This window comes from Achromobacter sp. 1011811831, from assembly GCF_059760905.1.
In genome coordinates this window covers 40105-62715 of sequence record NZ_JCBANG010000016.1, presented here as the reverse complement: position 1 = coordinate 62715, position 22611 = coordinate 40105, and the positions used below count along the sequence as shown (strand labels likewise).

The following is a 22611-nucleotide window of genomic DNA, read 5'->3' as shown; positions in this document are numbered from 1 at the left end:
TGTCTCCTGTGGCTCAGGCGCGGCCGATGGCGCGATTCAGCGCGGCCGCGACGGCGACGCCGTCGAAGGCGCGCCAGCGCGCCGCGATGTGCTGGTCGGGACGGATCAGGTAGGCGGTGCCGGGCCGCGCGTCATAGCGGGACGCCAGCAGGCCTTCGGCGTCGCTCACCACCGTGACGTCGGCCGGCACGCCGGAGGCGTCGCATTGCGGACCGGCGACCAGCACGGCCTTGACCGGCACCGGCGCCAGGCGCAGCGCGGCCAGCGCGCGCAGCGTGGCGGCGTCGGGCAATTGATCGGGGCAGAACAGCGCCAGCACGAAATCGCCGTCCAGCTGCGACAGCCACCAGCCCGGCTCGCCGCCGGCGCGCACCGGCGCGTCCAGCGCCACGGCGCCGGGCCGCATGCGGCCGGAGAAGGCCGTCGTGTCCGGCGTGTTCAGCGGCGAATCGGCGTAGGTCGCGGGCAGCGACAGGCGGCCGCTGTTGACCAGCGAGCGCGCGAAGGGATGGGTCTTGGCCAGGTTCAGCACCGCGTTGCGGAAGCTACGGCTGATCTCGCTCTTGGGCGTGATGAAATCGGTGGCGCGCGACGAGTTCAGGATGTTCTCGTCGGCGGCGTGCTCGCGCTCGGCGCTGTAGGTGTCGATCAGCGTTTCGGGCGCCAGGCCGTCGGTCACCAGCTTGAGCTTCCAGGCCAGGTTCTCGGCGTCCTGCACGCCGCTGTTGGCGCCGCGCGCGCCGAACGGCGAGACGCGGTGCGCCGAGTCGCCGGCGAAGACCACGCGGCCATGGCGGAACGCGTCCATGCGCTCGCAGGCGAAGGTGTAGACGCTGACCCATTCCAGGTCGAACTGTGTGTCGGGCCCGAGCAGGGCGCGGATGCGCGGCAGCACGTTCTCGGGCTTGACCGCCTCGACGGGATCGGCGTTCCAGCCCAGCTGGAAGTCGATGCGCCAGACGTTGTCCGGCTGCATGTGCAGCAGCACGGACTGGTTGGGGTGGAAGGGCGGGTCGAACCAGAACCAGCGCTCGGCCGGGAAGTCGGCCTTCATCTTCACGTCGGCGATCAGGAAGCGGTCGCGGAAGATGCGGCCGTGGCTTTCCTGGCCGATCAGCTTGCGCACGGGCGAGCGCGCGCCGTCGCAGGCGATCAGCCAGTCGGCGCGCAGCGTGTAGGGGCCTTCGGGCGTCTCGATGCTGACGGCCACGCCGCCGGCGTCCTGTTCCAGGCCGGCGACCTTGTTTTTCCAGCGCAGGTCGATGTTCGGCTCGGCGCGGGCCTGCTCGTACAGGAAGCCCTCGGCGTAGTACTGCTGCAGGTTGATGAAGGCCGGGCGGCGGTGGCCGGGCTCGGGCAGCAGGTCGAAGCGCCAGACTTCCTGCTCGCGGAAGAAGACCTTGCCGACGTTCCAGGACACGCCCTTGTCGGTCATGCGCTGGCCCACGCCCAGGCGGTCCCAGATTTCCAGCGTGCGCTTGGAGAAGCAGATGGCGCGCGAGCCGGTCGACAGCCGGTAATCGTCGTCCAGCACCACCACGCGCAGGCCGCGGCGGGCCAGATCCAGCGCGGTGGTCAGCCCGACCGGGCCGGCGCCCACCACCACCACGGGGTGCCGGGCGGGCGCGCCGGCGTCCTGCTCGGCGCGCTTCTCATAGGCGAACTCCATCGCCTGGTAGTCGATGTCTCCCACGGTTGTCTCCTGTGTGGGGTCTTGTTTTTCTATCGGGCGGCGCGGGCCTTCTTGTCGGGCGCGCGGCCGCCGGTCTTGCGGGCAAGGTCCGGCGGCGCCGGACGGGGAGGGTGCCGCCCCGGCGGGGCGGGCGCGGGCTCAGCCTTCCAGCTGCTGCCACATCTCCAGGTCGCGCTTGTCGGTCCAGATGCGCGGATGCGTGATGCCCTGGGCCTCGTCATAGGCGCGCGACACGTCGAACGGCATGCAGTGGTCGAAGATCACCCAGTCGCTGTAGCGCGGCTTCATGAAGTCGTAGACCTCGCGATAGATGGTCTTCAGGTCCTTGCCCTCGGCCACGCCACGGTTCACGGCGCCGTACAGGTCGGTCAGGAAGGCGCGGGTGCCGGCCAGGCCCTTGCGGACTTCCTCGGCGTTCTTCAGGGCCGGGCCGCGGCCGGGCACCATCTTCTCGGCGTTGAAGCCGGACAGCGCGTCCAGCGTCGAGGGCCAGTCGCGGAAATAGGCGTCGCCGCAGTAGGGCGTGGACTGGTATTCGACCAGGTCGCCGGCGAACAGGATCTTCTGCTCGGGCAGCCAGGCGATGGTGTCGCCCTTGGTGTGGCCACGGCCGACCTGCAGCAGCTGGACTTCCAGGTTGCCCAGGTTGACGGTCATTTCGCCCTTGAAGGTCATGGACGGCCAGACCAGGCCCGGCGGAATCGATTCGGCGTTGCGGAACAGGCGCGGGAAGCGGCCGATCTCGCTGGCCTTGTCCTGCTCGCCGCGCTCGGCGATCAGGTCGTAGGTGTCGCGGCTGGCCAGGATTTCCTGGGCCTGGTAGGCCGACGCGCCGAACACGCGCACGGCGTGGTAGTGCGACAGCAGCACGTACTTGATCGGCTTGTCCGTCACTTCGCGGATGCGGCGGATCACGTCCTGGGCCATGACCGGGGTGGCCTGGGTGTCGACCACCATGACGGCCTCGTCGCCGATGATCACGCCCGTGTTGGGATCGCCTTCGGCGGTGTAGGCATAGGCGTTGTCGGACAGTTTTTCGAACGAGACGACCTTGTCTTCCAGGTCGGCGTGCGAGGCGAATTGCTTGCTCATGGGGGCTCCTTCCACTGTTTTATAGGAATAGGGTGTGGAAGGACTATAGTCCGGCGTTAGTGTTTGTGCAATACGTTTGCTATAAACAAACTCTCACAAATCACCATCGCACCGCACGACATGGCGGGCGAGGGCAGAGCCGCCGCCCCGCTCCCAAGCCGCCCCAACCGGGGCCGCGCGGATCCGGCTTTGCCGGTCCGCGGCGGCGCCCCTTGAGGGGGAGCGCGTAGCGCTCGGGGTGGGGCTCGCCTGCCGGTCCGCGGCGGCGCCCCCTGGGGGGAAGCGCGCAGCGCTTCGGGGGGGGTTACACCTTTTGGCATTTGGGGCAGTAGTAGGTCGCCCGTTGCCCTTGGACTATGCGCTTGATCGGGGTGGCGCAGACCCGGCAGGGCTGGCCTTCCCGTTCATAGACGGCGGCGTGGATCTCGAAGTAGGCGCCCGGCTCGCCGGTGGCGCCCACATAGTCGCGCAGGGTGCTGCCGCCCGAGGTCAGGGCGTCCGACAGCGTGGCGCGCACGCACTCGGCCAGCCGGTCGCAGCGGGCGGGCGACAGCTTGTTGGCCGGCGTCTTGGGGTTGATGCGGGCACGGAACAGGCTTTCGGATGCGTAGATATTGCCCACGCCGACAACGGCCGCGCCGGCCAGCAGCACCTGCTTGATGGCGGCGCTGTGGCGCTGGAAATGCCGATGCAGCCAGGCGCCGTCGAAGCGCGGGTCGAAGGGTTCGATGCCCAGCTTGGCCAGCAGCGGATGCGCCTCGATCGGGCCGTCGCCGGCGGCGTGCCACAGCACCGCGCCGAAGCGGCGCGGGTCGTGCAGCCGCAGCACCGCCTGGTCGAAGATCCATTCGACGTGGTCGTGCTTGCGCAGGAATTCACCCGGCGCGACGCTGCGCAGCGAGCCCGACATGCCCAGATGCACGATCTGGGTGCCATGCTCGAAGCGCAGCAACAGGTACTTGCCGCGGCGCGCGCATTCCAGCACCTCGCGGCCGGCCAGCAGGCCGGGCAGATCGGGCGGAATGGGCCAGCGCATGCGGGCTTCGTGGATGACCAGCCGGGCGAGCTTGCGGCCGGTGATGACGGCGTCTATTCCCCGACGCGTGGTTTCGACTTCGGGCAGTTCCGGCATGAGCCAGTGTAAGATCAACAATTGGTGTTCGAAGATTGTGCCATCAACCGGACGGGCCGCGTGAAGTCGTCTATCAAACAAATGAATATCGGTATCGCCGCATTGGCGCTTGCTCTGGCGTCAACGCTGGCCCAGGCGGCGGACGGCCGGGCGCGGGACGCGACGGGCCCGCGCATGGCCCCCCAGACCCGCCAGGCGGAAACCGAAGTGATCCGCCTGCGGGCGGGCCAGCTGCCCTATGTGTCGCTGACCGCCGACATCTTCTATAGAGTGCTGGCGTCCGAGATCGCCGCCCAGCGCGGCATGTACGGCACGGCTGCCACCACCATGGTCGGCCTGGCGCGCGACACCGGCGACCCCCGCCTGGCGCGCCGCGCGCTGGAATTCCAGCTGGCGGGCGGCAACCTGCCCGGCGCGCTGGACGCGGCCCGCGTCTGGGCGCGCCTGTCGCCCAACGACCTCGAGGCCAGCTCCACCGAGCTGGCGCTGGCGGCGGCCAACGGCCAGACCCGTGGCCTGTCGCAGGCGCTGCGCAACCGCATCGACGCCTCGCGCGACAAGCCCGCCGCCATCGGCCAGGCCCTGGCTGTCCTCAGCCGCCTGAACGACCGCAGGCTGGCCCTGCGCATCCTGGACGAATCCTTCAGCGACGGCGTGCGCAAGCTGCCCGCCGCCCATATGGCGCTGGCCGACGTGGCCTCGGCGGCCGGCGACGACGAGCGCGCGGCCCAGGAAGCGCGCGCCGCGCTGGCGGCCGATCCCAAGTCGGAACCTGCCGCCCAGCGTGTGCTGGAGTACGGCTTCAAGGTCGATCCGCAGCGCGCCCAGACCGAGGCGCGCGCCTATATCGCGCGCAATCCCAACGCGCGCAAGGTGCGCCTGATGCTGGCCGGTCAACTGGCCGACAGCGGCGATTACAACGCCGCGCTGGCTGAGTTGCAGTCCATGTCGCGCCGTTCGCCCGAGGACTTCGACCTGCTCTTCATGCAGGCCCAGCTGGCTTACAAGGCCGGCCAGTTGCAGCAGGCGCGTACCTTGCTGCAGCAGTACCTGGACGTGCAGAACCAGCGCCAGCGGGCCACGGTGCCCGGCGCCACCGACGCCGGCGCGGCGGCTGCCGACGCGCACGTGCTGCTGGCGCGCATCGCCGAGGATCAGGGCCGCTACGACGAAGCGATCAACGAACTCGGCCGCATCGAGGATCCCACGCTGCGTTACTCCGTGCGCATGCGCCAGGCCGCGCTGCGCGCCAAGGAAGGCCGCGTCGACGACGCCCTGGCCATGATCGATGCCGCCGGCCCGCAGGACGAGGAAGAGCGCACCCAGGGCGTGCTGACCAAGGCGCAGATCCTGCGCGACGCTGATCGCGTCGGCCAGGCGGTGGCGGTGCTGGAAGCCGCCGACCGCGACCTGCCCGACACGGTGGAAATCAAGTACGAGCTGGCCATGCTGTACGAGCGCCAGGACCGCGTGGCCGACCTGGAGCGCCTGCTGCGCCAGGTCATCGCGCTGGACCCGGACCATGCCCACGCCTACAACGCGCTGGGCTACACGCTGGCCGACCGCAACCAGCGCCTGCCCGAGGCGCTGGACCTGATCACGCAGGCGCTGGAACTGGCGCCCAACGATCCGTTCATCCTGGACAGCATGGGCTGGGTCAAATTCCGCATGGGCGACCAGGCCGCCGCGGCCGAATACCTGCGCCGCGCCTACAGCACGCGTCCCGAGGCCGACATCGCCGCCCACCTGGCCGAAGTGCTGTGGAGCCAGGGCAAGCGCGACCAGGCGGTGGAACTGCTGCGCGGCGCCAAGCTCAAGGATCCGGCCAACCGCGCCCTGCTCGACACCATCAAGCGGCTGGGGGTCGCGCTTTGACCACGGCCGTCATGGTCCGCTGGCGCGACGCGTCGGTGTGGCTGCGCGGGGCCTTGATGGTCATGCTGGCGTTCACGCTGGCGGCCTGCACCACCACGCCCAAGCCCATCGAGGGCATTGGGCCCGACGCGTTCTCGCGCATTGGGCGCTTCGCCATCACGGTCAACGAGGAAAGCGGCAAGCAGAATGCCGTGCAGGGCGGTTTTTCCTGGTCCGACGATGGCCGTCGCTATGTGCTGGACCTGACCAATCCGCTGGGCTCCACCGAGGCGCGCGTCGAAGGCCTGCCCGGCAGCGCCAGCTTGACCAAGGCCGATGGCACCCGTCTGGTGGCGGACAACCCCGACGCGCTGGCTGAGGACGCGCTGGGCAGCAGCATGCCGGTGTCCGGCCTGCGCGACTGGCTGCGCGGCAAGCTGCCCGCCGAACCCGAGCCGGGCGAGCTGTCGCGCGATGAGCTGGGCCGTCCGGCCGGCTTCGAGCAGGGCGGCTGGCGCGTGCGGCTGTCGCGCTACGACACGAAAGGGCCGATGCTGCTGGTGATGGAACGGCAGGAGCCTGGCCGCCGCATCCTGGTGCGGCTGGTGGTCAACCAGCCCTGACGCGTCGTGCGCGGTTGCGCATGCCAGGAACAAGGCGCCCCATGGGGCGCCTTTTGTTTGCCTGCCGCATGGCTGGCTTGCGTGTCTGTTCCGCCCCTCTGCGACAAGAGGCTGCAAAGGGCCTGCCCGCGGACCGCATGAGGGCTGCGCCGGTGCTACAGGAAGATTTCATCGATGCAATAAATAGAAGGAAATCAGTATTGTTACTGATGGAAATGTTTCGTCGAAGTTGAATAATTCTCCTCATGCCCGTTCGGGCTACGAGCCCGGACGGACCGCAAGACCGGCGTCGAACCAAGCCGCCGCCCCTACGGAGAATTGCCCATGTTCAGGAACACCCGCGTCGCGACGATACTGCTGGGAACCATCGCGATCTTCTTCACCTTCCAGTTGCTGGTCGGAGGCATGGGCTTCGTCGCCCTGCGACAGACCAATCAGGATGTCGGACAGCTCTACCGCCTGTCCTCGGAGCAGGTCAATGCCGTCAATTCCGCCGCGTTGTCGCTGGTCGCGGCGCGCACCGACCTGACCCGTTATGCCGCCCGCGTGGCCAAGGGCAATCCCGGAGACACCACCGCATTGCGGCTGGCGCGCCAGCGCATCGCCGCCGGCGACCGCAACTTCCAGGGCTTCGCCAGCGGCCTGAGCGCCGAGGAGAAAACCGCGTCGGCGGATCTGATCGAGGCCTACACCACCTTCAGCGGCAATCTGCAGTCCCTGGGCAAGGCACTGGAGGGCGGTGACGCCGACGCCTACGGCAAGCCCGCCACGCAGCAGGCGCAGGAGATCCTGGTCAACGAGCGCGACGCCTTCATGCGCCGCGCCGAGGAGGCCGGGCAGGGCGTGATGGAAGAGATCTCGCTGTTCCAGTCGCTGTTCGTCTATGTGCTGGCGGGCTTCCTGGTGGTGGGGCTGGTCATGGCGGTCGGCGCACACGTGTTGATCCGGCGCATGATCGTGCGGCCGCTGCTGGAGGCGGGCGAGATCTTCAGGCGCATCGCCGAGGGCGACCTCACGCGCCGCGTGGCAGATCGAGGCCGCAACGAGATCGGCGCCTTGCTGGCGGCGCTCAGGAGCATGCAGGATGGCCTGGTCCGCACGGTGTCCTCGGTGCGTCGCGGCGTGGATGAGATCCATGTGGGCTCGCGCGAAATCTCCTCGGGCAACGCCGATCTTTCCAGCCGCACCGAACAGCAGGCCGCGTCGCTGGAGCAGACCGCGGCCAGCATGGAGGAACTGGCTTCCACCGTGAAGCAGAACGCGGGCATCGCGCACGAGGCCAACCGCATGGTGGGCGAATCGGCTGCGGTCGCGCGACGCGGCGGCGAGGCGGTGGCCGGCGTGGTCGAGACTATGCGTGCCATTTCCGGCAGCTCGGCGCGCATTGCCGACATCGTAGGCGTGATCGATGGCATTGCCTTCCAGACCAATATCCTGGCGCTGAACGCGGCCGTGGAAGCGGCGCGCGCGGGCGAGCAGGGCAAGGGCTTCGCCGTGGTCGCGAGCGAGGTGCGCACGCTGGCCCAGCGCAGTGCCGCGGCGGCCAAGGAGATCAAGCAGCTGATCGAGGACTCCACGCAGAAGGTCGGCGTGGGCTCGGCCCAGGTCGAGCGGGCCGGCGCCACCATGCGCGAGATCGAGGACTCCGTGCAGCGTGTCACCAGCCTGATGGGCGAGATCTCGGCCGCGTCCGAAGAGCAGTCCAGCGGCATCGATCAGGTCAACCGCGCCGTCGCGCAAATGGACAACGTGACGCAGCAGAACGCGGCGCTGGTGGAGCAGGCCGCCGCCGCGGCCGGCGCGCTGGAAGAGCAGGCGCGCCAGCTTGCGGACGCGGTGTCGGTGTTCAAGCTGCCCGGCGGGCAGGTGATCGAGGCGCAGGCCGCGCAATTGCAGGGCGCGCCCGGCGCGACGCCGCAACTGGCCTGAGCGCGCTGGCTAAAATCCGGGAATCTCATCCGTTTCGGCCGATTCCCGTGACTCTCTACGACGTACCCGCGCCCGCCAAGCTCAACCTGTTCCTGCACGTCGTGGGGCGGCGCGCCGACGGCTACCACCTGCTGCAGACCGTGTTCCGCTTCATCGACCTCTGCGACACGCTGCATTTCGAGACGCGCGCCGACGGCATCATCAGCCGCGCCACCGATCTGCCCGGCGTGCCCGAGGACCAGGACCTGACGGTGCGCGCCGCGCGCGCGTTGCAACGCGCCACCGGCACGCGCCAGGGGGCGCAGATCAGCCTGGAAAAGCGCATCCCGCAGGGCGGCGGCCTGGGCGGCGGCTCCAGCGACGCGGCCTCCACGCTGATCGCGCTGAATCGCCTCTGGGGCACGAATCTCAGTCGGCGCGAGCTGATGGACCTGGCGTTGCCGCTGGGCGCGGACGTGCCCGTGTTCGTGTTCGGGCAATCGGCTTTTGCCCAGGGCGTGGGCGAGGATCTCAGCGCGGTGGCGCTGCCCGAGCGCGCCTATCTGGTGGCCCAGCCGGATGCCAGCGTGCCGACCGTTGGAATTTTTTCCGCAGAGGATTTGACAAGGGATACTTCTTCGATCACAATAGCGGACTTTCTTGCTTCGCCTACTTTCTGCACCAAAAATTGCACTGAAAGCGAACGGAGATCTGGTCTAAACGCCGGGCCCGCCAGCTTCGAATTTTTTGGCAGAAATGATCTGGAGCCGGTGGTTTACCGTCTTTATCCTGAGGTTCTCAGGGCATCGCGGTGGCTTACTGAACATGGAGTCCATGTTCGTATGTCGGGGTCTGGTGCGTGTTTGTTCGCCGAATACTCCAAACTTTCCGAAGCCGTTTTGGCGAAAACGGAAATTACCGCTACAATGCGCGGCGCTGTTAAAACAAATAGTTTTCAGCAAACCGCTCATCCACGGTTTCGGTTGGTTCAGGCTTGTGCCGGATTAGCTGAACACCCACTGCGGGATTGGATTGCAAGATAGTTGGGGAGTCGCCAAGCTGGTTAAGGCACCGGATTTTGATTCCGGCATGCGAAGGTTCGAATCCTTCCTCCCCAGCCAGCCGAATACATAAAAAAGCTGTTGAACACGCCTGTCAGACACTGGCCCCGGTTCAGCAGCTTTTTTGTTTTCCGGCCAGGTTCTGCTTTAGCGCAACACCTCGCGTCACCCTGCATCACCCCCCGCTTCACTCCGTTCGCGTCTGTTTCAAACGACCATCGCATCATCCATCATGGCAAACGATAGTTTCATGATCTTCACGGGCACCGCCAACACTCGGCTGGCCGTGGACGTAGTCAACCACCTCGACATGTCCCTGGGCAAGATGACCGTGGGTCGCTTCTCGGACGGCGAGGTGATGGTCGAGATCAACGAGAACGTGCGCGGCAAGGACGTCTTCGTCCTGCAGCCCACCTGTGCGCCCACCAACGACAACCTGATGGAAATCATGGTGATGGTCGATGCCCTGCGCCGCGCCTCGGCCGGCCGCATCACCGCCGCGATTCCCTATTTCGGCTACGCCCGCCAGGATCGCCGCCCGCGCTCGGCGCGCGTCGCGATCTCGGCCAAGGTCGTGGCCAACATGCTGCAAGTGGCCGGCGTGGACCGGGTCCTGACGATGGACCTGCACGCCGACCAGATCCAGGGCTTCTTCGACATCCCCGTGGATAACATCTACGCGGGCCCGATCCTGCTGGGCGACATCTGGCGCCGCAACTTCTCGAACCTGGTCGTCGTGTCCCCGGACATCGGCGGCGTGGTGCGGGCCCGCGCGCTGGCTAAGCAGCTCGAAGCAGACCTGGCCATCATCGACAAGCGTCGTCCGCGCGCCAACGTGTCGGAAGTGATGAACATCATCGGTGAAGTCGACGGCCGCACCTGCATCATCATGGACGACATGGTCGACACCGCCGGCACGCTGTGCAAGGCGGCCCAGGCCCTGAAGGACCGCGGCGCCGGCGCCGTCTACGCGTATTGCACGCACCCCGTGCTGTCGGGCGGCGCGATCGAGCGCATCGAGGGCTCGGCCCTGGACGAGCTGGTCGTCACCGACACCATCCCGCTGTCCGAAGAAAGCCAGGCCAGCGGCAAGATCCGCCAGCTGTCCTGCGCGGCGCTGCTGGGCGAGACCATCCTGCGTATCTCGAACGCGGAATCGGTCAGCTCGCTGTTCGTCGACTGAGGCCGGTCGGCACTACCCGGATTTGCGTCTTGCTGGTCGCGGCAGGACGCGAAAAACACGGCGCGCACCTTGCGCGCCGTGAACACAACCGGCGAACCCGTTTCGCCATTTTTTGCTTTTGGAGTTTTCCATGAAATTCAATGCCACTGCGCGTAGCGTCCAGGGTTCGAGTGCGAGCCGCCGCCTGCGCCGCGCGGGCCGCGTTCCCGCCATCGTTTATGGCGGTACGGCTGCCCCCCTGAACATCGAACTCGACCACAACGAGATCTACCACGCCCTGCGCAAGGAAGAGTTCCACGCTTCCATCCTGCAAATGGCGCTGGAAGGCGCTGCCCAGGAAGAGCAAGTCCTGCTGCGTTCGGTTCAATGGCACGCCTACAAGCCGCAAGTCCTGCACGTGGACTTCCAGCGCGTGGACGCCAACCAGGCCCTGCGCACCAAGGTGCCGCTGCACTTCCTGAACGCTGAAGTCTCGCCGGCCGTCAAGCTGAGCGGCGCGATCATCAGCCACGTGCTGACCGAGCTGGAAGTCACCTGCCTGCCGGCCGCCCTGCCGCAGTTCATCGAAATCGACCTGAAGGACCTGCTGCCCGGCGCGTCGGTCCACCTGGCCGACATCAAGCTGCCCAAGGGCGTGACGTACGTCCCGCACGGCGCTGAAGCCAACCCGCTGCTGGTCGCTGCCGTGGTCAAGGGCGGCGCCGCCGCTGACGACGCCGCCGAAGCTGCTCCGGCCGCCTAAGCCAGGCCGCGAGCCCCCGGGCTTGCGCAAGGCTGACGCCGAAACCCTGCGCGTGCATTTGCATGCGCAGGGTTTTTTGGTTTAAACACCCCCATCATGTCTACTCCCATACGCCTCATCGTCGGGCTGGGCAATCCCGGCCCCGACTACGAAACCACCCGGCACAACGCCGGCTTCTGGCTGGCCGACCACCTGGCCGACGATCTGCGCGCGTCCTTCGCGCTGGAGAAGTCGTTCTTCGGCATGGTCGCCAAGGCCCGGCTGGGCGCGGACAACGTGCTGCTGCTCAAGCCCAACACCTACATGAACCGGTCCGGCCAGGCGGTCGGCGCGCTGGCGCGCTTCTACAAGCTCGCGCCCGAGGCCGTGCTGGTGCTGCACGATGAGCTGGACCTCATGCCCGGCCAGGTGAAGCTCAAGCAGGGCGGCGGACACGCCGGCCACAACGGCCTGAAGGACATCCAGGCGGCGCTGGGCAGCCCCAATTTCTGGCGCCTGCGCATCGGCATCGGCCATCCGCGCACGCTGGGGCTGGCGCAGCAGGTCGCGGACTTCGTCCTGCATCCGCCGCGCCGCGAAGAGCAGACTGCGATCGAAGCGGTGATCGATCGCTGCCGCGCCGTGGTGCCGGCGATGCTGGCCGGCGATTTTCCGCTGGCGACGCGGCAACTTCACAGCGGCAACGATGCCTAAAGGGGTTGTAGCCGTCTGTCGCGGGCGATGAGCCCGCACCTTGAATCGTTGAAATGCACATGTCCGCCCAGCCTGTCGTGTCCACACCCCGCAAGATGCGTTTTCGCGACGAACTGGTCGATTTCTGGCGCTTCATCCGCCGGCCGCGACCGGCGCGGCTGCCGGGGCGCGGATCGGGCGGCGGCGTGTGGCGCGATTTCTGGCCCGGCGTGCGCCCTGGTCGGCTGCTGGCCTGGGCGCTGCTGCTGTGGTGCGTGAACCTGTTCGCGCTGGGACCGGTGGCGGTCGCCGCCGCCGGACTCGCGGGCGCCACGCATAGGCTGGATCCCACCAACATCCCCTGGCTGACCGCCATCATCTGGGCGCCGCTGGTCGAGGAAATGCTGTTCCGCTACGGCCTGCGACGGCCCAGGCAGGCGCTGTGGCTGTGCCCGGCACTGGTGCCCGTGGTGCTGTGGGGGCCGCGCATCTGGACCGGGCTGCTGCTGGCCGCATTCCTGCTGCTGGCCGTCTGGGCGCTGATCCGGCGCGCGCAGCCGCAGCAAGGCTGGGATACGACCTGGCGTCGCTATTACCTGAAGCACTTCGGCCTGGTGTTCCACCTGGCCACGCTGACCTTCGCCGCCGTGCACCTGAGCAATTTCGTCTTCAGCAAGACGCCGTACTGGCTGCTGCCCCTGCTGGTGCTGCCGCAATGGCTCACGGGGCTGGCGCTGGGCTGGATGCGGGTACGCAGGGGCATCGGCGCGGCCATCGCGCTGCACGCCGTCTTCAACGCGGGGCCGATCGTGCTGATCTGGGCGGTGATGCGCTGGGTGCCTGGGGCGGCGGCGTAGGGCAGTTCTGGCACGTTGCGTTCCTGATGGGCCTTTTTGTTTTCTACACTGATGCGGGACTTATGGACGCGCGGCGCAGTCGTGCTTTGGCAGTGCCTTCATGACAAGGTAAGACCGGATTGCGCGGCGAGCCGTCCGCCGTTTACCTATCCACGAGTGTGTCGCGTGATAGATTGCTAGTCAGCGAGCCACACAGCAGTGTCAATCAGAGATGCCGAGATCATGACCGACTTGAAGGGGTTTATCGAGAACCAGCGGATGCTTGCTACTGTCCAGGCGCAAGTTGACTGGACAAAGCGCCGTCAGAAATGGTTGCGGGAGCTGGATGAGCTTTTCTGCTGGATCGCGCGTGAACTGGAAATGGCCGGTCTGAGACAGGACGCTTTCGAAAGGCCTGTTCTCCAACTGCATGAGGAGCGCCTGGGTCACTATGATGCGCCGTCCTTGTCTGTCCAGCTGCCTACCGGACTTTGGGTGGATTTCAAGCCCAAGGGGAGCGTGATCATTGGCGGCTATGGCCGTGTCGACGTGCAACCTCGTCATGCGCTCAAGTTGGTCAAGCTGATTGCTCTCGATGCCCACGAGGATCGGTCGCCCGTTGATCACACGCCGTCCTACGACAGGGACTGGGTATGGCGGGTTTTCCCGGCGATAGGGACGGCAGGGTCATATGCCCTGGATGAGGCGGGATTGGGGCGGCTCTTCACGGACGTCATGAACTGAGGTGCCAGCATGTTTCCCGACATCGCCAGAGCGCGCGACTGGTACTTTTCCACGAGGGACGGACTCCTGTGCTTGGGACGTTACATCCATGCTCCCAGTCGTCCCGAGGGGATCAGCGCCATCACTGATGACGCCATTTTCGGCATGACCGAAGCAGAGTGGAAGGACTACCTCCAGAAGCGACTGGATGAGCACGAGCTGTTCGCTTCCCTTGCCTTGATGGCGGCATGCGAGGGGGCTATCCGCAGAGATGTGCAGTGGCGGGTTGCCGAAAGGCGATCGCAGCATCAGCAGTTTTCCAAAGTGCCAGAGAAGGGATACCTGAAGATATCGACGATACTCAACCGCTGGATACAGGTGCTGGGCTCCAGCCACTATGCGAGCAATCGCTTGAAGCAATTGCTGGGGTTGTATGTTGGGCGCAATGCGCTGGCTCACGGCGTCGCGCCTATGGGCAGCGCGGTGTTCGAGGCGTTATGGGAAGACCTGCGCAAGATCGAAGACAAATGGAAGCAGGCCGTGCCGGACTTCCGTGGATTCTGAGGGACATAGTCCTGGCCAGGACTCAGGTGATGCATGCCCACCCGTGGTCACCCCCGGCGTTCCGGCCTGCGCCCAGTCGCGCAAAACGGTTAAAATGCGCCTTTTCCGGACATGTGCGACCAAGCGCCCGGCAAGTCCGCCGGCTCCGCGCCTTGCGCGCCAGTGCCCGCGGCCTCCCGCCATCCCCGCGCGGGACGGCAAGATGTACCGCACTCACATTGGGCGCTTAGCGCCTTGATACGTATAGGATTCCCATGGCTCTGCAATGCGGCATCGTCGGCCTGCCCAATGTCGGCAAATCGACGCTTTTCAACGCTCTGACCCGCGCCGGCATCGCCGCCGAGAACTATCCGTTCTGCACCATCGAGCCCAACGTGGGCGTCGTGGAAGTGCCGGATCCGCGCCTGCAGAAGCTGGCCGAGATCGTCAAGCCCGAACGCATCCTGTCGGCCACGGTCGAGTTCGTGGACATCGCCGGCCTGGTGGCCGGCGCGAGCAAGGGCGAAGGCCTGGGCAACCAGTTCCTCTCGCACATCCGCGAGACCGACGCCATCGTCAACGTGGTGCGCTGCTTTGAAGACCCGAACGTGATCCACGTCGCCGGCAAGGTCGATCCCATCGCCGACATCGAGGTCATCGAGACCGAGCTGGCGCTGGCCGACCTGCAGACCGCCGAGAAGGCCCTGCAACGCCACCAGAAGACCGCGCGTTCCGGCGACAAGGAGTCGCAGCGCATCGTGGCCGTGCTGGAAAAGTGCGTGGCCCAGCTGAACGAAGCCAAGCCCATCCGCGCGCTGGACCTGACGACTGAAGAAAAAGCCGACATCGCCCAGCTCTGCTTCATCACCGCCAAGCGTGCGATGTACGTGGGCAACGTGGCCGACGACGGCTTCACCAACAACCCGCTGCTGGACCGCCTGACCGAGTTCGCCGCCAAGCGCAACGCGCCCGTGGTCGCCATCTGCGCCGCCATCGAGTCCGAGATCGTCGACCTGGACGACGCCGACCGCCAGGCCTTCCTGAGCGACATGGGCATGGAAGAGCCGGGCCTGAACCGCCTGATCCGCGCCGCCTTCAAGCTGCTGGGCCTGCAAACGTACTTCACCGCCGGCGTGAAGGAAGTGCGCGCCTGGACCGTGCCGATCGGCGCCACTGCGCCCCAGGCCGCCGGCGTGATCCACACCGACTTCGAACGCGGCTTCATCCGCGCGCAGACCATCGCCTATGAAGACTACATCGCCTACAAGGGCGAGCAGGGCGCCAAGGAAGCCGGCAAGATGCGCGCCGAAGGCAAGGAATACATCGTGCAGGACGGCGATGTGATGAACTTCCTGTTCAACGTCTGATCCCCGCCCGCGTATCCGCTTCCCACGGAACGGATGCGCCCAGCGGCAAAAACCGAGGCCTGCCATCTGGCGGGCCTCGGCTTTTTTCATCGCCCCTCAGCGCCCGCGCTTGCGCCTGATCGCGACTTCATACGCCCGCAGCGTCTCATCCATCTTGCGCCCCAGCTGGAAGTTGTCTTCGGCAAAGACGCGAGCCTGCTTCACCACCCGACGCGCCCGGGCGGGATCGCTCCAGATGCCAGCCACATGCCCGGTGAACCCGGCCACGTCGCCCGGCTCGGCCAGCCAGCCGGTCTCGTCCGGCTTCACGATCTCGGGCAGTCCGCCCACATTGCTGACCACCACCGGGCAACCGGCGGCGAAGGCTTCGGGTACGACGCGCGACCAGGCCTCGTTGGACGAGGGCACCAGCAGCGCGTCGGCGGCGTGGATCACCTGGTCGATGTCGCCGCGATGGCCGGCGAACACGGTATGGGCCGCGATGCCCAGTTCATCGGCCAGCGCGTGCAGCCGGGGGCCGAAGGCGGCCTTTTCGGCGGTGGGCGTGCCGACCACGAGCGCGATGGCGGGGATCGCGCGCTGGCGCAGTTGCTGGACCACGCGCAGCAGGTCGTCCTGGCGTTTTTCCGGGCGCAGCATGCCGATGGTGGCGACCACGAAGGCGTCGGTGTCCAGCCCGAGTTCGGCGCGCATGCGCTGGCGCAGCGCGGCCTTGTCCACGTCCAGGAAGAAGCGCTGGTCGGCCCATTCGCCGACCACGCTGACGCGTTCGGCCGGCGCGAAGCCGGCCGACACGATGTCGTTGCGGCCTTCGCCGCTGGTGGCGATGACGTGATGGCAGCCGACGCGCCATTCCAGGCGCTTGCGCAGGCTGGTGCGCAGGTACTTGGCGAAATGGCGGGTGCGCACGACGGCGCACAGGTCCTGGCACAGCGCGCTGGTCTTGCCGTCCGCGCGGCTGTGGGCGTCGATGACCTCGATGCGCAGGCGCTTGACCAGCCGGCGCAGCCCCAGCACGGTGGACGGCGAGTAGGCGGATTCGAAGTCGATGCCCACGGCTTCCAGCGAGCGCTCGTGCGCCGCCTTCAGCGTCTCGCTGCCGGGCGGCGCGGCGATGGCCACGACATGCCCATGCTCCTTGAGCCACTGCGCCTGTTCCAGGACGCGGAATTCCATGCCGCCCAGATGGGAGCCGGCCAGAGTGTGCAAGATCTGCATGAGGGTCGAAAAAGAGGGAGGGCGCGCCTTGCTGGAGGCCAATCCGGCTGGAAGCGCTGGAGAGGCCGTGGCGTGGCGCGCGGGCCGTTCGCGCCGCGTGGCCAGCGGGCGGGGGCGGTGGCGCTGGGCGCGGCCCTGGAGCCGTGCCTGCGGCTTGGCCGCGTCCTGCCGCCCGGGTAGCGGCGCGTGGCTGGATTCTAGGGGCTTTTCGGGAAATGTAAAGACGGCCCGCGCTGGCGGGCCGGCATGAGGCTCGCAAGCGCGGCCTGTGGATTCGCGCGCGGAGTGGTGGGGTGCCTTCAGTCGCGTCGCGCGTGACGGGCGACGGATCAGGACGCCAGCGCCGCCCGGCAGGCCAGCCCCGCCAGATACAGTCCGACGCCGAAGGACGCGTGCGCCATCAGACTGCGCAGCCGCGCGACCGGCGGGTTGGGCGTCCTGGATGCGACGATGCCCGCGCCCATGCCGGGCTGCAGGATGAAGAAGGGCGCGGCCACCGTGCCGATGCCGACCAGCAGCGCGGGCAGGAAGGTCGGGCGCTGCGCCCATTGCGGTCCGGCGATGAGCAGCAGCAGGGCCGCGAAGGCGACGCCGATGGCGTAGTGCGCGATCCAGCCGATGGCGGCTTCCGATGCGACCGGTTCGGCCTTGCCAATGTTCGGGTGGATAAACCGTCCGCGCGGCAGATGGCCGATCCAGCGGCCTACCATGGCGTAGTTCAGGTCGGGGATGTTGAAGCAGCGCTTGAGGAACAGCGCCCAGGCGTCCATGACCAGCGTGGCGCCGGCGCCGATCAGCAGGATGCGGACGAGGAAATCGGAATCGATGGTCATGGTGTCGGGGCGCGCCGCAAGACGGGTGCGCCATACATTCAATAAATTAATTGAATGATATTAAATGTCAAGACCGCCTGTCAACGCCGGCTTCGGCCGGACCGTTGGCGCGCGCCGGCCGGTTCATCGCCGCGGCGCTCAACAGGATCAGCGCCGCCCCGGCGATCTGGATGGCGTTCATGCGCTGATCGAAGGCCAGCGCGTCGACCAGCATCGCGACGATGGGGTAGATGAAGGACAGCACGCCGATGAGGCTGGTCGCGGTTTTTTGCAGCGCGCTGTAGAGCAGCGTCGACATCAGGCCGGTATGGACCACGCCGATCGCGACAAGCAGGCCCCAGGCGCGTGGCTGGTCGGGCAGGGCGGCCGAGGGTGCCATCAGCGCCGCGCCGATGAGGAGCTGGATCAGCACGATCAGATGCGGCGGCACGCCCTTCAAGCCCTTGGCGATGATGGCGGCGATCGCGTAGAAGAACGCCGCGCCCAAGGCCAGCGCGACGCCGGTGGCGAACGAGCCGCCCGCATGCAGGGCCGCCGCCGGCCGGCCTGCGACGATGGCCGCCAGGCCGCCGAAGGCCAGCGCCAGGCAGGCGAGCTTGCGCGCGCCCGGTTTCTCCTTGAAGCACAACGCGCCCAGCGCGACCAGCATGAAGGGCTGCGTGTGATAGACGATGGTGGCGACCGAGATGGACGCGTGGCCGTAGGCGCCGAACAGCAGCGTCCAGTTCAGCGCCAGCGCCACGCCGCCCAGCGCGCACAGGCCTGCCTGGCGGCGGTTCAGCAGGCCCGGCCGCAGTTGCCCCAGCCAGCCGCAGACGGCCAGCATGGCCAGCGCGCCGAACAGGCAGCGCCAGAACACCGCGGCGCGCGGCGACACGCCGGCCGCCAGCACGAACCAGCCGACAGTGCCGGAAATGATCATCGCGGCCGTCATCTGCAGGCCGCCTCGGGTGTTGTCGGTGATGGGCATGAGTCGTCGCTGGCTGGCGCCGGCCTTTCATATCGAACGATGGATTGATATAGTGAACAAATATTTAATATCGTTCGTCAAGTCGAACGTTCGGGGCCGTAGAAAAAGCGGACCCGCCATGGATCGGACCCGCACCATGCACCAGCCATCTTTCCCAACCGCGGACTCGGCGCCCACCGCCGCCTCGCCGGCTCCCATTGGCCTGCTGGCAACCGCGCTGCGCCGCGAGCGCGAACGCGCCGGCATGTCGCTCGCCGAATTGGCCCGGCGCGCCGGGCTGGCCAAATCCACTTTGTCGCAGCTGGAATCGGGCATGGGCAATCCCAGCCTCGAAACGCTGTGGGCGCTGGCGATGGCGCTGGATGTGCAGGTCAGCCGGCTGATCGGCGAAGCCCAGGCCAGGGTGCAGGTCATTCGCGCGCACGAAGGCGCCGCTGCCGTGTCCGAGCAGGGCAACTATGCGGCGACGCTGCTGGCCGCCTGTCCCTCGGGCGCGCAGCGCGATGTGTACCGGGTGCGGGCGCAGCCCGGCGAGCCGCGACTGTCCAGGCCGCATGGCCCGGGCATGATCGAGCATGTGATCCTGGCGAGCGGCCGCGCGCGGATCGGGCCGCTGGGGCGGGAGGTGGAGCTGGCGCCGGGCGATTACATCCGCCATGCGGCCGACGTGCCGCATGTGTTCGAGGCGCTGGCGCCCGACACCGTGGCTGTGATGCTGCTGGAGCACGGCTGAGCGTTTGAACTTGTCTTGAGGATGATCCTCGCTTTAAGAATCTTCCCGCAGACTGAGCCCCGTGTCTTGCCTATAGTCTTGTCGCCAAGAGGTGGAAGGAGCGGGACATGAAGTCGTGGGCGATACGGATTGCGTTGGTGGGGGCGGCATTCGGCGTGCTGACCTGCCTGTCCAGCGCCTGGGCGCCCGTGGCGCGCGCGCCGTTGGCGCAGGACAACTGATCGAGGACTAGCCGCGATGGCCGAGACGCGCGTGTGACGCTGGCACGCGGTCTCCGATTTGTTACGATAGCGATATCTGCATGCCGGCGTCGCCGGCGCTTTCCGCAGGCTTTTCCTTCAAGCACGCTTCTTCTCCGGCGCCGCGCCGCGGATCTGGCCGGCGAGGGGATTTGCCGCCGAAGGCAAATGGATTTCAAAACGCCCGCGGCCCGGCCGCCGGCGAAGCGCCAGCGCCGCGCGGCAGCGCGGCATCACAGGGATTTCCAGTCGAGGTACCGACGGGGCAGCAATGAAAACGTGGTTCAAGCGCATATTGATAGGCCTGGTAGTGTTGGTTGTCGTGGCCGTCGTTGGCCTGGCCATCTTCTTGCTGACATTCGATCCCAATGCGTACAAGTACAAGCTGGAAGAGCTTGTCAAGGAACGCTATGACCGCACGCTGACCATCGACGGCGAGATCGAGCTCTCGCTGTTCCCGCGCATCGGCCTGGCCGTGCAGGGCGTGTCGCTGTCCGAGGCCGGCAGCAAGGAAACCTTCGCGTCGATCGACAGCACGCGCCTGGCGGTGGCGGTATGGCCGCTGCTGTCCAACAGCTTCGTGGTGGACCACGTCGCCATCAGCGGCCTGAAGGCGCGCGTGATCCGCGGCAAGGACGGCCAGTTCAACTTCAGCAACCTGGTGGGCGGCGCCGCGCCGGTGGTGACCGCGCCGGCCAATCCGGCCGAGGCCATCGCGGGCGCGGCCCAGACCGCGGCGCAGGCCATCACCAGCGGCAACCTGCCGTCGTCCGGCAGCAATATGCAGATCGATATCGCCGGCCTGGACCTGAAGGACGGCGAGGTGCAGTTGCAGGACGCCATCTCGGGCATGGCCGTGGCGGTGACGCGCATCAACGCCAATACCGGCCGCGTCACCTTCAACCAGCCTTTCGACGTGCGCCTGACCGCCAAGCTCGAAGGCGGCAATCCGCGCGTGGACGCCAACCTGACCGGCCAGGCGCTGCTGACGCTGGATCCCTCGGCCAAGCGCTATGCCGCGCAGAAGCTGGATCTGCGGGTCGACGGCAAGCTGCCCGGCGCCGAGGCCAAGAGCCTGTCCATGCGCGGCAATCTCGCGTTCAACGGCCAGAAGTCGGCGCTGGACCTGTCCGCGCTGGAAGTGCTGTTCCAGGGCGAGGTCACCGATCCGGCCGCGCGCGCGACCAATGTCGAAGCCAGCGTGGCTGTGCCCAAGCTGTCCGTGGATCCGCACAAGAGCCAGCTGCAGATCGAGAAGCTGGCCGTGCGCGCCAAGGGCGGCCTGGCCGACGGCCCGTTTGAATTCGCCGTCGACGCGCCCGCGCTCAATATTTCCCCGGCATCCGCCACCGGTGAGGCCCTGACCGGCCGCGTGCGCGTGGGCGGCCTGGACGCCAGCTTCGGCCTGAACGGCATCAGCGGCAACGCTGGCGAGCTGGACATCAAGGAAGCCAAGCTGGACAGCACGTCCAAGAGCGGCGAGCGCATCGTCAAGCTGAACTTCGCCTCGCCGCTGTCGCTGAACCTGCTCCAGCGCAGCGGCGGCCTGTCCGGGCTGCGCGGCGACGTCAACATCACCGATCCCGGCCTGCCCAAGGGCAGCCTGCAGATCCCGGTCATCGGCAGCCTGAACGTGGACCTGCTCAAGGACCAGGCCAGCACCAAGATCAACGCCGTGCTCGAAGGCGGCAAGTTCGACCTGAGCGCCGACATCAGCAAGCTGCGCGACACGCCTCTGGTCAATTTCGCGCTGGCCGTGGACACGCTGGACCTGGACAAGCTGGCGCCGCCGGCCGCGGCCGCGCCTGCCAAGGCGCCCGCCGAAGGCAAGAAGGACGAATCCAAGCCCGCGCAGCCGGCCCCCGCGCCGGCCGCCGACGACAACATCAACCTGTCGGCCCTGATCGGTCCCAGCGTCAACGGCACGCTCAAGATCGGCAAGCTGGTGGTGCGCGGCCTGAAGGCCGACGACGTGGCCGCCACGGCGAAGCTGGACAAGGGCAAGCTGGATGTGTCCAGCCTGACCGCAGGGCTGTATGGCGGCAAGCTTGCCGGCACCTTGAGCCTGGATGCGGCGCAGGGCAATCAGATCGCCACCAAGCTGTCGCTGGCGGGCATCGCGATCGAGCCGCTGCTGATGGACCTGGCGCAGAAGAACGTGCTCAGCGGCACGGGCAGCCTGGCGCTGGACCTGAAGACCGCGGGCGCCAACGCCTATGCCATGAAGAGCGGGCTGGGCGGCACGTTGCAGCTGCGCCTGCGTGACGGCGCGGTCAAGGGCATCAACCTGACCCAGACGCTGCGCGAGCTCAAGGCCGCCATCTCGCCCGATGCACAGGACCACACCGTGGCCGCCGACAGCGGCAAGCAGACCGAGTTCTCCGAGATGGACGCCGACCTGGCCTTCACCAAGGGCGTGGCCGCCGTCAAGCGCCTGAACTTCGTTTCGCCGCTGCTGCGCGTGACGCAGGGCGAGCCGGCTTCCATCGATTTCGTCCGCAACGAGCTGGACCTGGTGGCGCGCGCGCGCGTCGTCAATCCGTCGGCCAGCGAGGAAGGCAAGGAACTGATCGACCTGAAGGACGTGACCATCCCGGTCCACGTCCGGGGCACGTTCGACAAGCCGTCCTATACCGTGCTGTGGAAGGAAGCCATTGGCGGCATCCTCAAGCGCAGCCTGGAGAACAAGCTGCGTGACGCCGTCACCGGCAAGGGCAAGGGCAAGGGCGGCGCGGCCGTGGACAAGGCGCTCAAGGGCCTGCTGGGACGATGAGCGACGCGCCGCAGCACCAGCCCGTCGCCGAGTGCGGCCTGACCGCGCAGCCCGAGGCCGCGCCCTATCACCGGCAATGGCTGGTGGCCAACGATTCGGGGCAATGGCTGAACCGCGAGCTGTGCCCGCGCCTGGCCGATGTGTCGGTCGAGCTGCGCATGGGCTACCTGGTGCTGAAGGCGCCCGGCATGCTGCGCATGGACATCCCGCTGGACGTGATCGAGGACGACGACAGCGTGCGCTACAGCATGCGGGTCGGCGAGCAGGTCATCGACGTGGTGGACGAGGGCGAGCTGGCCGCGGCCTGGATCTCGAATTTCGTGCAGGTGCCCTGCCGCATCATGAAAGTGCATCCGGACACGCCGGTGTCCGCTTGGCCCGATACCCCCTCGCCCTAAAGCGCACACCCGCCATGC

The 22611-nt window shown here is 67.3% G+C and carries 19 protein-coding genes, 1 tRNA gene and 1 pseudogene; 15 read left to right on the top strand and 6 right to left on the bottom strand.

Annotated elements, in window-relative coordinates:
• Window positions 1-13 precede the first annotated feature (13 nt).
• The 3 genes from AC6LJ9_RS09020 to mutM all read right to left on the bottom strand — a co-directional run bounded on the left by AC6LJ9_RS09020 (window position 14) and on the right by mutM (window position 3917).
• Entirely contained in the window at window positions 14-1693 is a 1680-nt protein-coding gene (locus tag AC6LJ9_RS09020; protein WP_498147298.1) for an FAD-dependent oxidoreductase, read from the bottom strand.
• Between the two features lie 138 nt (window positions 1694-1831).
• Window positions 1832-2785, bottom strand: a complete 954-nt coding sequence (locus tag AC6LJ9_RS09015; RefSeq protein WP_498147297.1) for an MBL fold metallo-hydrolase — start codon at window positions 2783-2785, stop codon at window positions 1832-1834.
• Window positions 2786-3089: 304 nt separating this feature from the next.
• Window positions 3090-3917, bottom strand: coding sequence for a bifunctional DNA-formamidopyrimidine glycosylase/DNA-(apurinic or apyrimidinic site) lyase (mutM, locus tag AC6LJ9_RS09010; protein ID WP_498147296.1), 828 nt, complete (start codon window positions 3915-3917; stop codon window positions 3090-3092).
• Between mutM and AC6LJ9_RS09005 the strand changes: the two are divergent.
• The 12 genes and pseudogenes from AC6LJ9_RS09005 (at window position 3916) to ychF (ending at window position 15429) form a co-directional block, all read left to right on the top strand.
• Window positions 3916-5792, top strand: a pseudogene (locus AC6LJ9_RS09005) (tetratricopeptide repeat protein). The gene mutM and the pseudogene AC6LJ9_RS09005 overlap by 2 nt on opposite strands.
• 11 nt (window positions 5793-5803) lie before the next feature.
• Complete coding sequence (gene lolB / locus AC6LJ9_RS09000; protein WP_498147317.1) at window positions 5804-6394, top strand: lipoprotein insertase outer membrane protein LolB; 591 nt, start codon at window positions 5804-5806, stop codon at window positions 6392-6394.
• Between the two features lie 324 nt (window positions 6395-6718).
• Window positions 6719-8323, top strand: coding sequence for a methyl-accepting chemotaxis protein (locus AC6LJ9_RS08995; RefSeq protein ID WP_498147295.1), 1605 nt, complete (start codon window positions 6719-6721; stop codon window positions 8321-8323).
• A 47-nt stretch (window positions 8324-8370) separates the two neighbouring features.
• The gene (gene ispE, locus AC6LJ9_RS08990; protein WP_498147294.1) at window positions 8371-9345 is read left to right on the top strand and encodes a 4-(cytidine 5'-diphospho)-2-C-methyl-D-erythritol kinase; all 975 of its coding nucleotides are present in this window, start codon (window positions 8371-8373) and stop codon (window positions 9343-9345) included.
• Window position 9346: 1 nt separating this feature from the next.
• Window positions 9347-9423, top strand: a tRNA-Gln gene (locus AC6LJ9_RS08985).
• Window positions 9424-9595: 172 nt separating this feature from the next.
• Window positions 9596-10546, top strand: a complete 951-nt coding sequence (locus AC6LJ9_RS08980; RefSeq protein ID WP_212314186.1) for a ribose-phosphate pyrophosphokinase — start codon at window positions 9596-9598, stop codon at window positions 10544-10546.
• A 130-nt stretch (window positions 10547-10676) separates the two neighbouring features.
• Window positions 10677-11288 (top strand): 50S ribosomal protein L25/general stress protein Ctc, encoded by a 612-nt coding sequence (locus AC6LJ9_RS08975; protein WP_498147293.1) that lies wholly within the window; start codon window positions 10677-10679, stop codon window positions 11286-11288.
• A 96-nt stretch (window positions 11289-11384) separates the two neighbouring features.
• A complete protein-coding gene (pth, locus tag AC6LJ9_RS08970) occupies window positions 11385-11981 on the top strand; it encodes an aminoacyl-tRNA hydrolase (protein WP_103271073.1) in 597 nt (198 codons plus the stop codon).
• A 59-nt stretch (window positions 11982-12040) separates the two neighbouring features.
• Window positions 12041-12817, top strand: a complete 777-nt coding sequence (locus tag AC6LJ9_RS08965) for a CPBP family glutamic-type intramembrane protease (RefSeq protein ID WP_498147292.1) — start codon at window positions 12041-12043, stop codon at window positions 12815-12817.
• 222 nt (window positions 12818-13039) lie between these two features.
• A complete protein-coding gene (locus AC6LJ9_RS08960; RefSeq protein ID WP_498147291.1) occupies window positions 13040-13540 on the top strand; it encodes a hypothetical protein in 501 nt (166 codons plus the stop codon).
• A 9-nt stretch (window positions 13541-13549) separates the two neighbouring features.
• Window positions 13550-14083, top strand: a complete 534-nt coding sequence (locus tag AC6LJ9_RS08955; protein ID WP_498147290.1) for a hypothetical protein — start codon at window positions 13550-13552, stop codon at window positions 14081-14083.
• Window positions 14084-14337: 254 nt separating this feature from the next.
• Complete coding sequence (gene ychF / locus AC6LJ9_RS08950; RefSeq protein WP_212314181.1) at window positions 14338-15429, top strand: redox-regulated ATPase YchF; 1092 nt, start codon at window positions 14338-14340, stop codon at window positions 15427-15429.
• A gap of 96 nt (window positions 15430-15525) precedes the next feature.
• Here ychF and AC6LJ9_RS08945 read toward each other — a convergent pair whose 3' ends face one another.
• The 3 genes from AC6LJ9_RS08945 to AC6LJ9_RS08935 form a co-directional block, all read right to left on the bottom strand.
• Window positions 15526-16647 (bottom strand): glycosyltransferase family 4 protein, encoded by a 1122-nt coding sequence (locus AC6LJ9_RS08945; RefSeq protein ID WP_498147289.1) that lies wholly within the window; start codon window positions 16645-16647, stop codon window positions 15526-15528.
• 329 nt (window positions 16648-16976) lie between these two features.
• Window positions 16977-17480 carry a DUF2938 domain-containing protein gene (locus AC6LJ9_RS08940; protein ID WP_498147288.1) on the bottom strand — a complete coding sequence of 168 codons (504 nt, stop codon included), beginning with the start codon at window positions 17478-17480 and terminating at the stop codon, window positions 16977-16979.
• 67 nt (window positions 17481-17547) lie between these two features.
• The gene (locus AC6LJ9_RS08935) at window positions 17548-18450 is read right to left on the bottom strand and encodes a DMT family transporter (protein ID WP_498147287.1); all 903 of its coding nucleotides are present in this window, start codon (window positions 18448-18450) and stop codon (window positions 17548-17550) included.
• A gap of 118 nt (window positions 18451-18568) precedes the next feature.
• Here AC6LJ9_RS08935 and AC6LJ9_RS08930 point away from each other — a divergent pair, with 118 nt between their 5' ends.
• The 3 genes from AC6LJ9_RS08930 to AC6LJ9_RS08920 all read left to right on the top strand — a co-directional run bounded on the left by AC6LJ9_RS08930 (window position 18569) and on the right by AC6LJ9_RS08920 (window position 22593).
• The gene (locus tag AC6LJ9_RS08930) at window positions 18569-19183 is read left to right on the top strand and encodes a helix-turn-helix domain-containing protein (protein ID WP_498147286.1); all 615 of its coding nucleotides are present in this window, start codon (window positions 18569-18571) and stop codon (window positions 19181-19183) included.
• Between the two features lie 510 nt (window positions 19184-19693).
• Entirely contained in the window at window positions 19694-22195 is a 2502-nt protein-coding gene (locus AC6LJ9_RS08925) for an AsmA family protein (RefSeq protein WP_498147285.1), read from the top strand.
• Window positions 22192-22593, top strand: a complete 402-nt coding sequence (locus AC6LJ9_RS08920) for an MOSC N-terminal beta barrel domain-containing protein (protein WP_498147284.1) — start codon at window positions 22192-22194, stop codon at window positions 22591-22593. The genes AC6LJ9_RS08925 and AC6LJ9_RS08920 overlap by 4 nt, the downstream gene beginning before the upstream one ends.
• Window positions 22594-22611 lie beyond the last annotated feature (18 nt).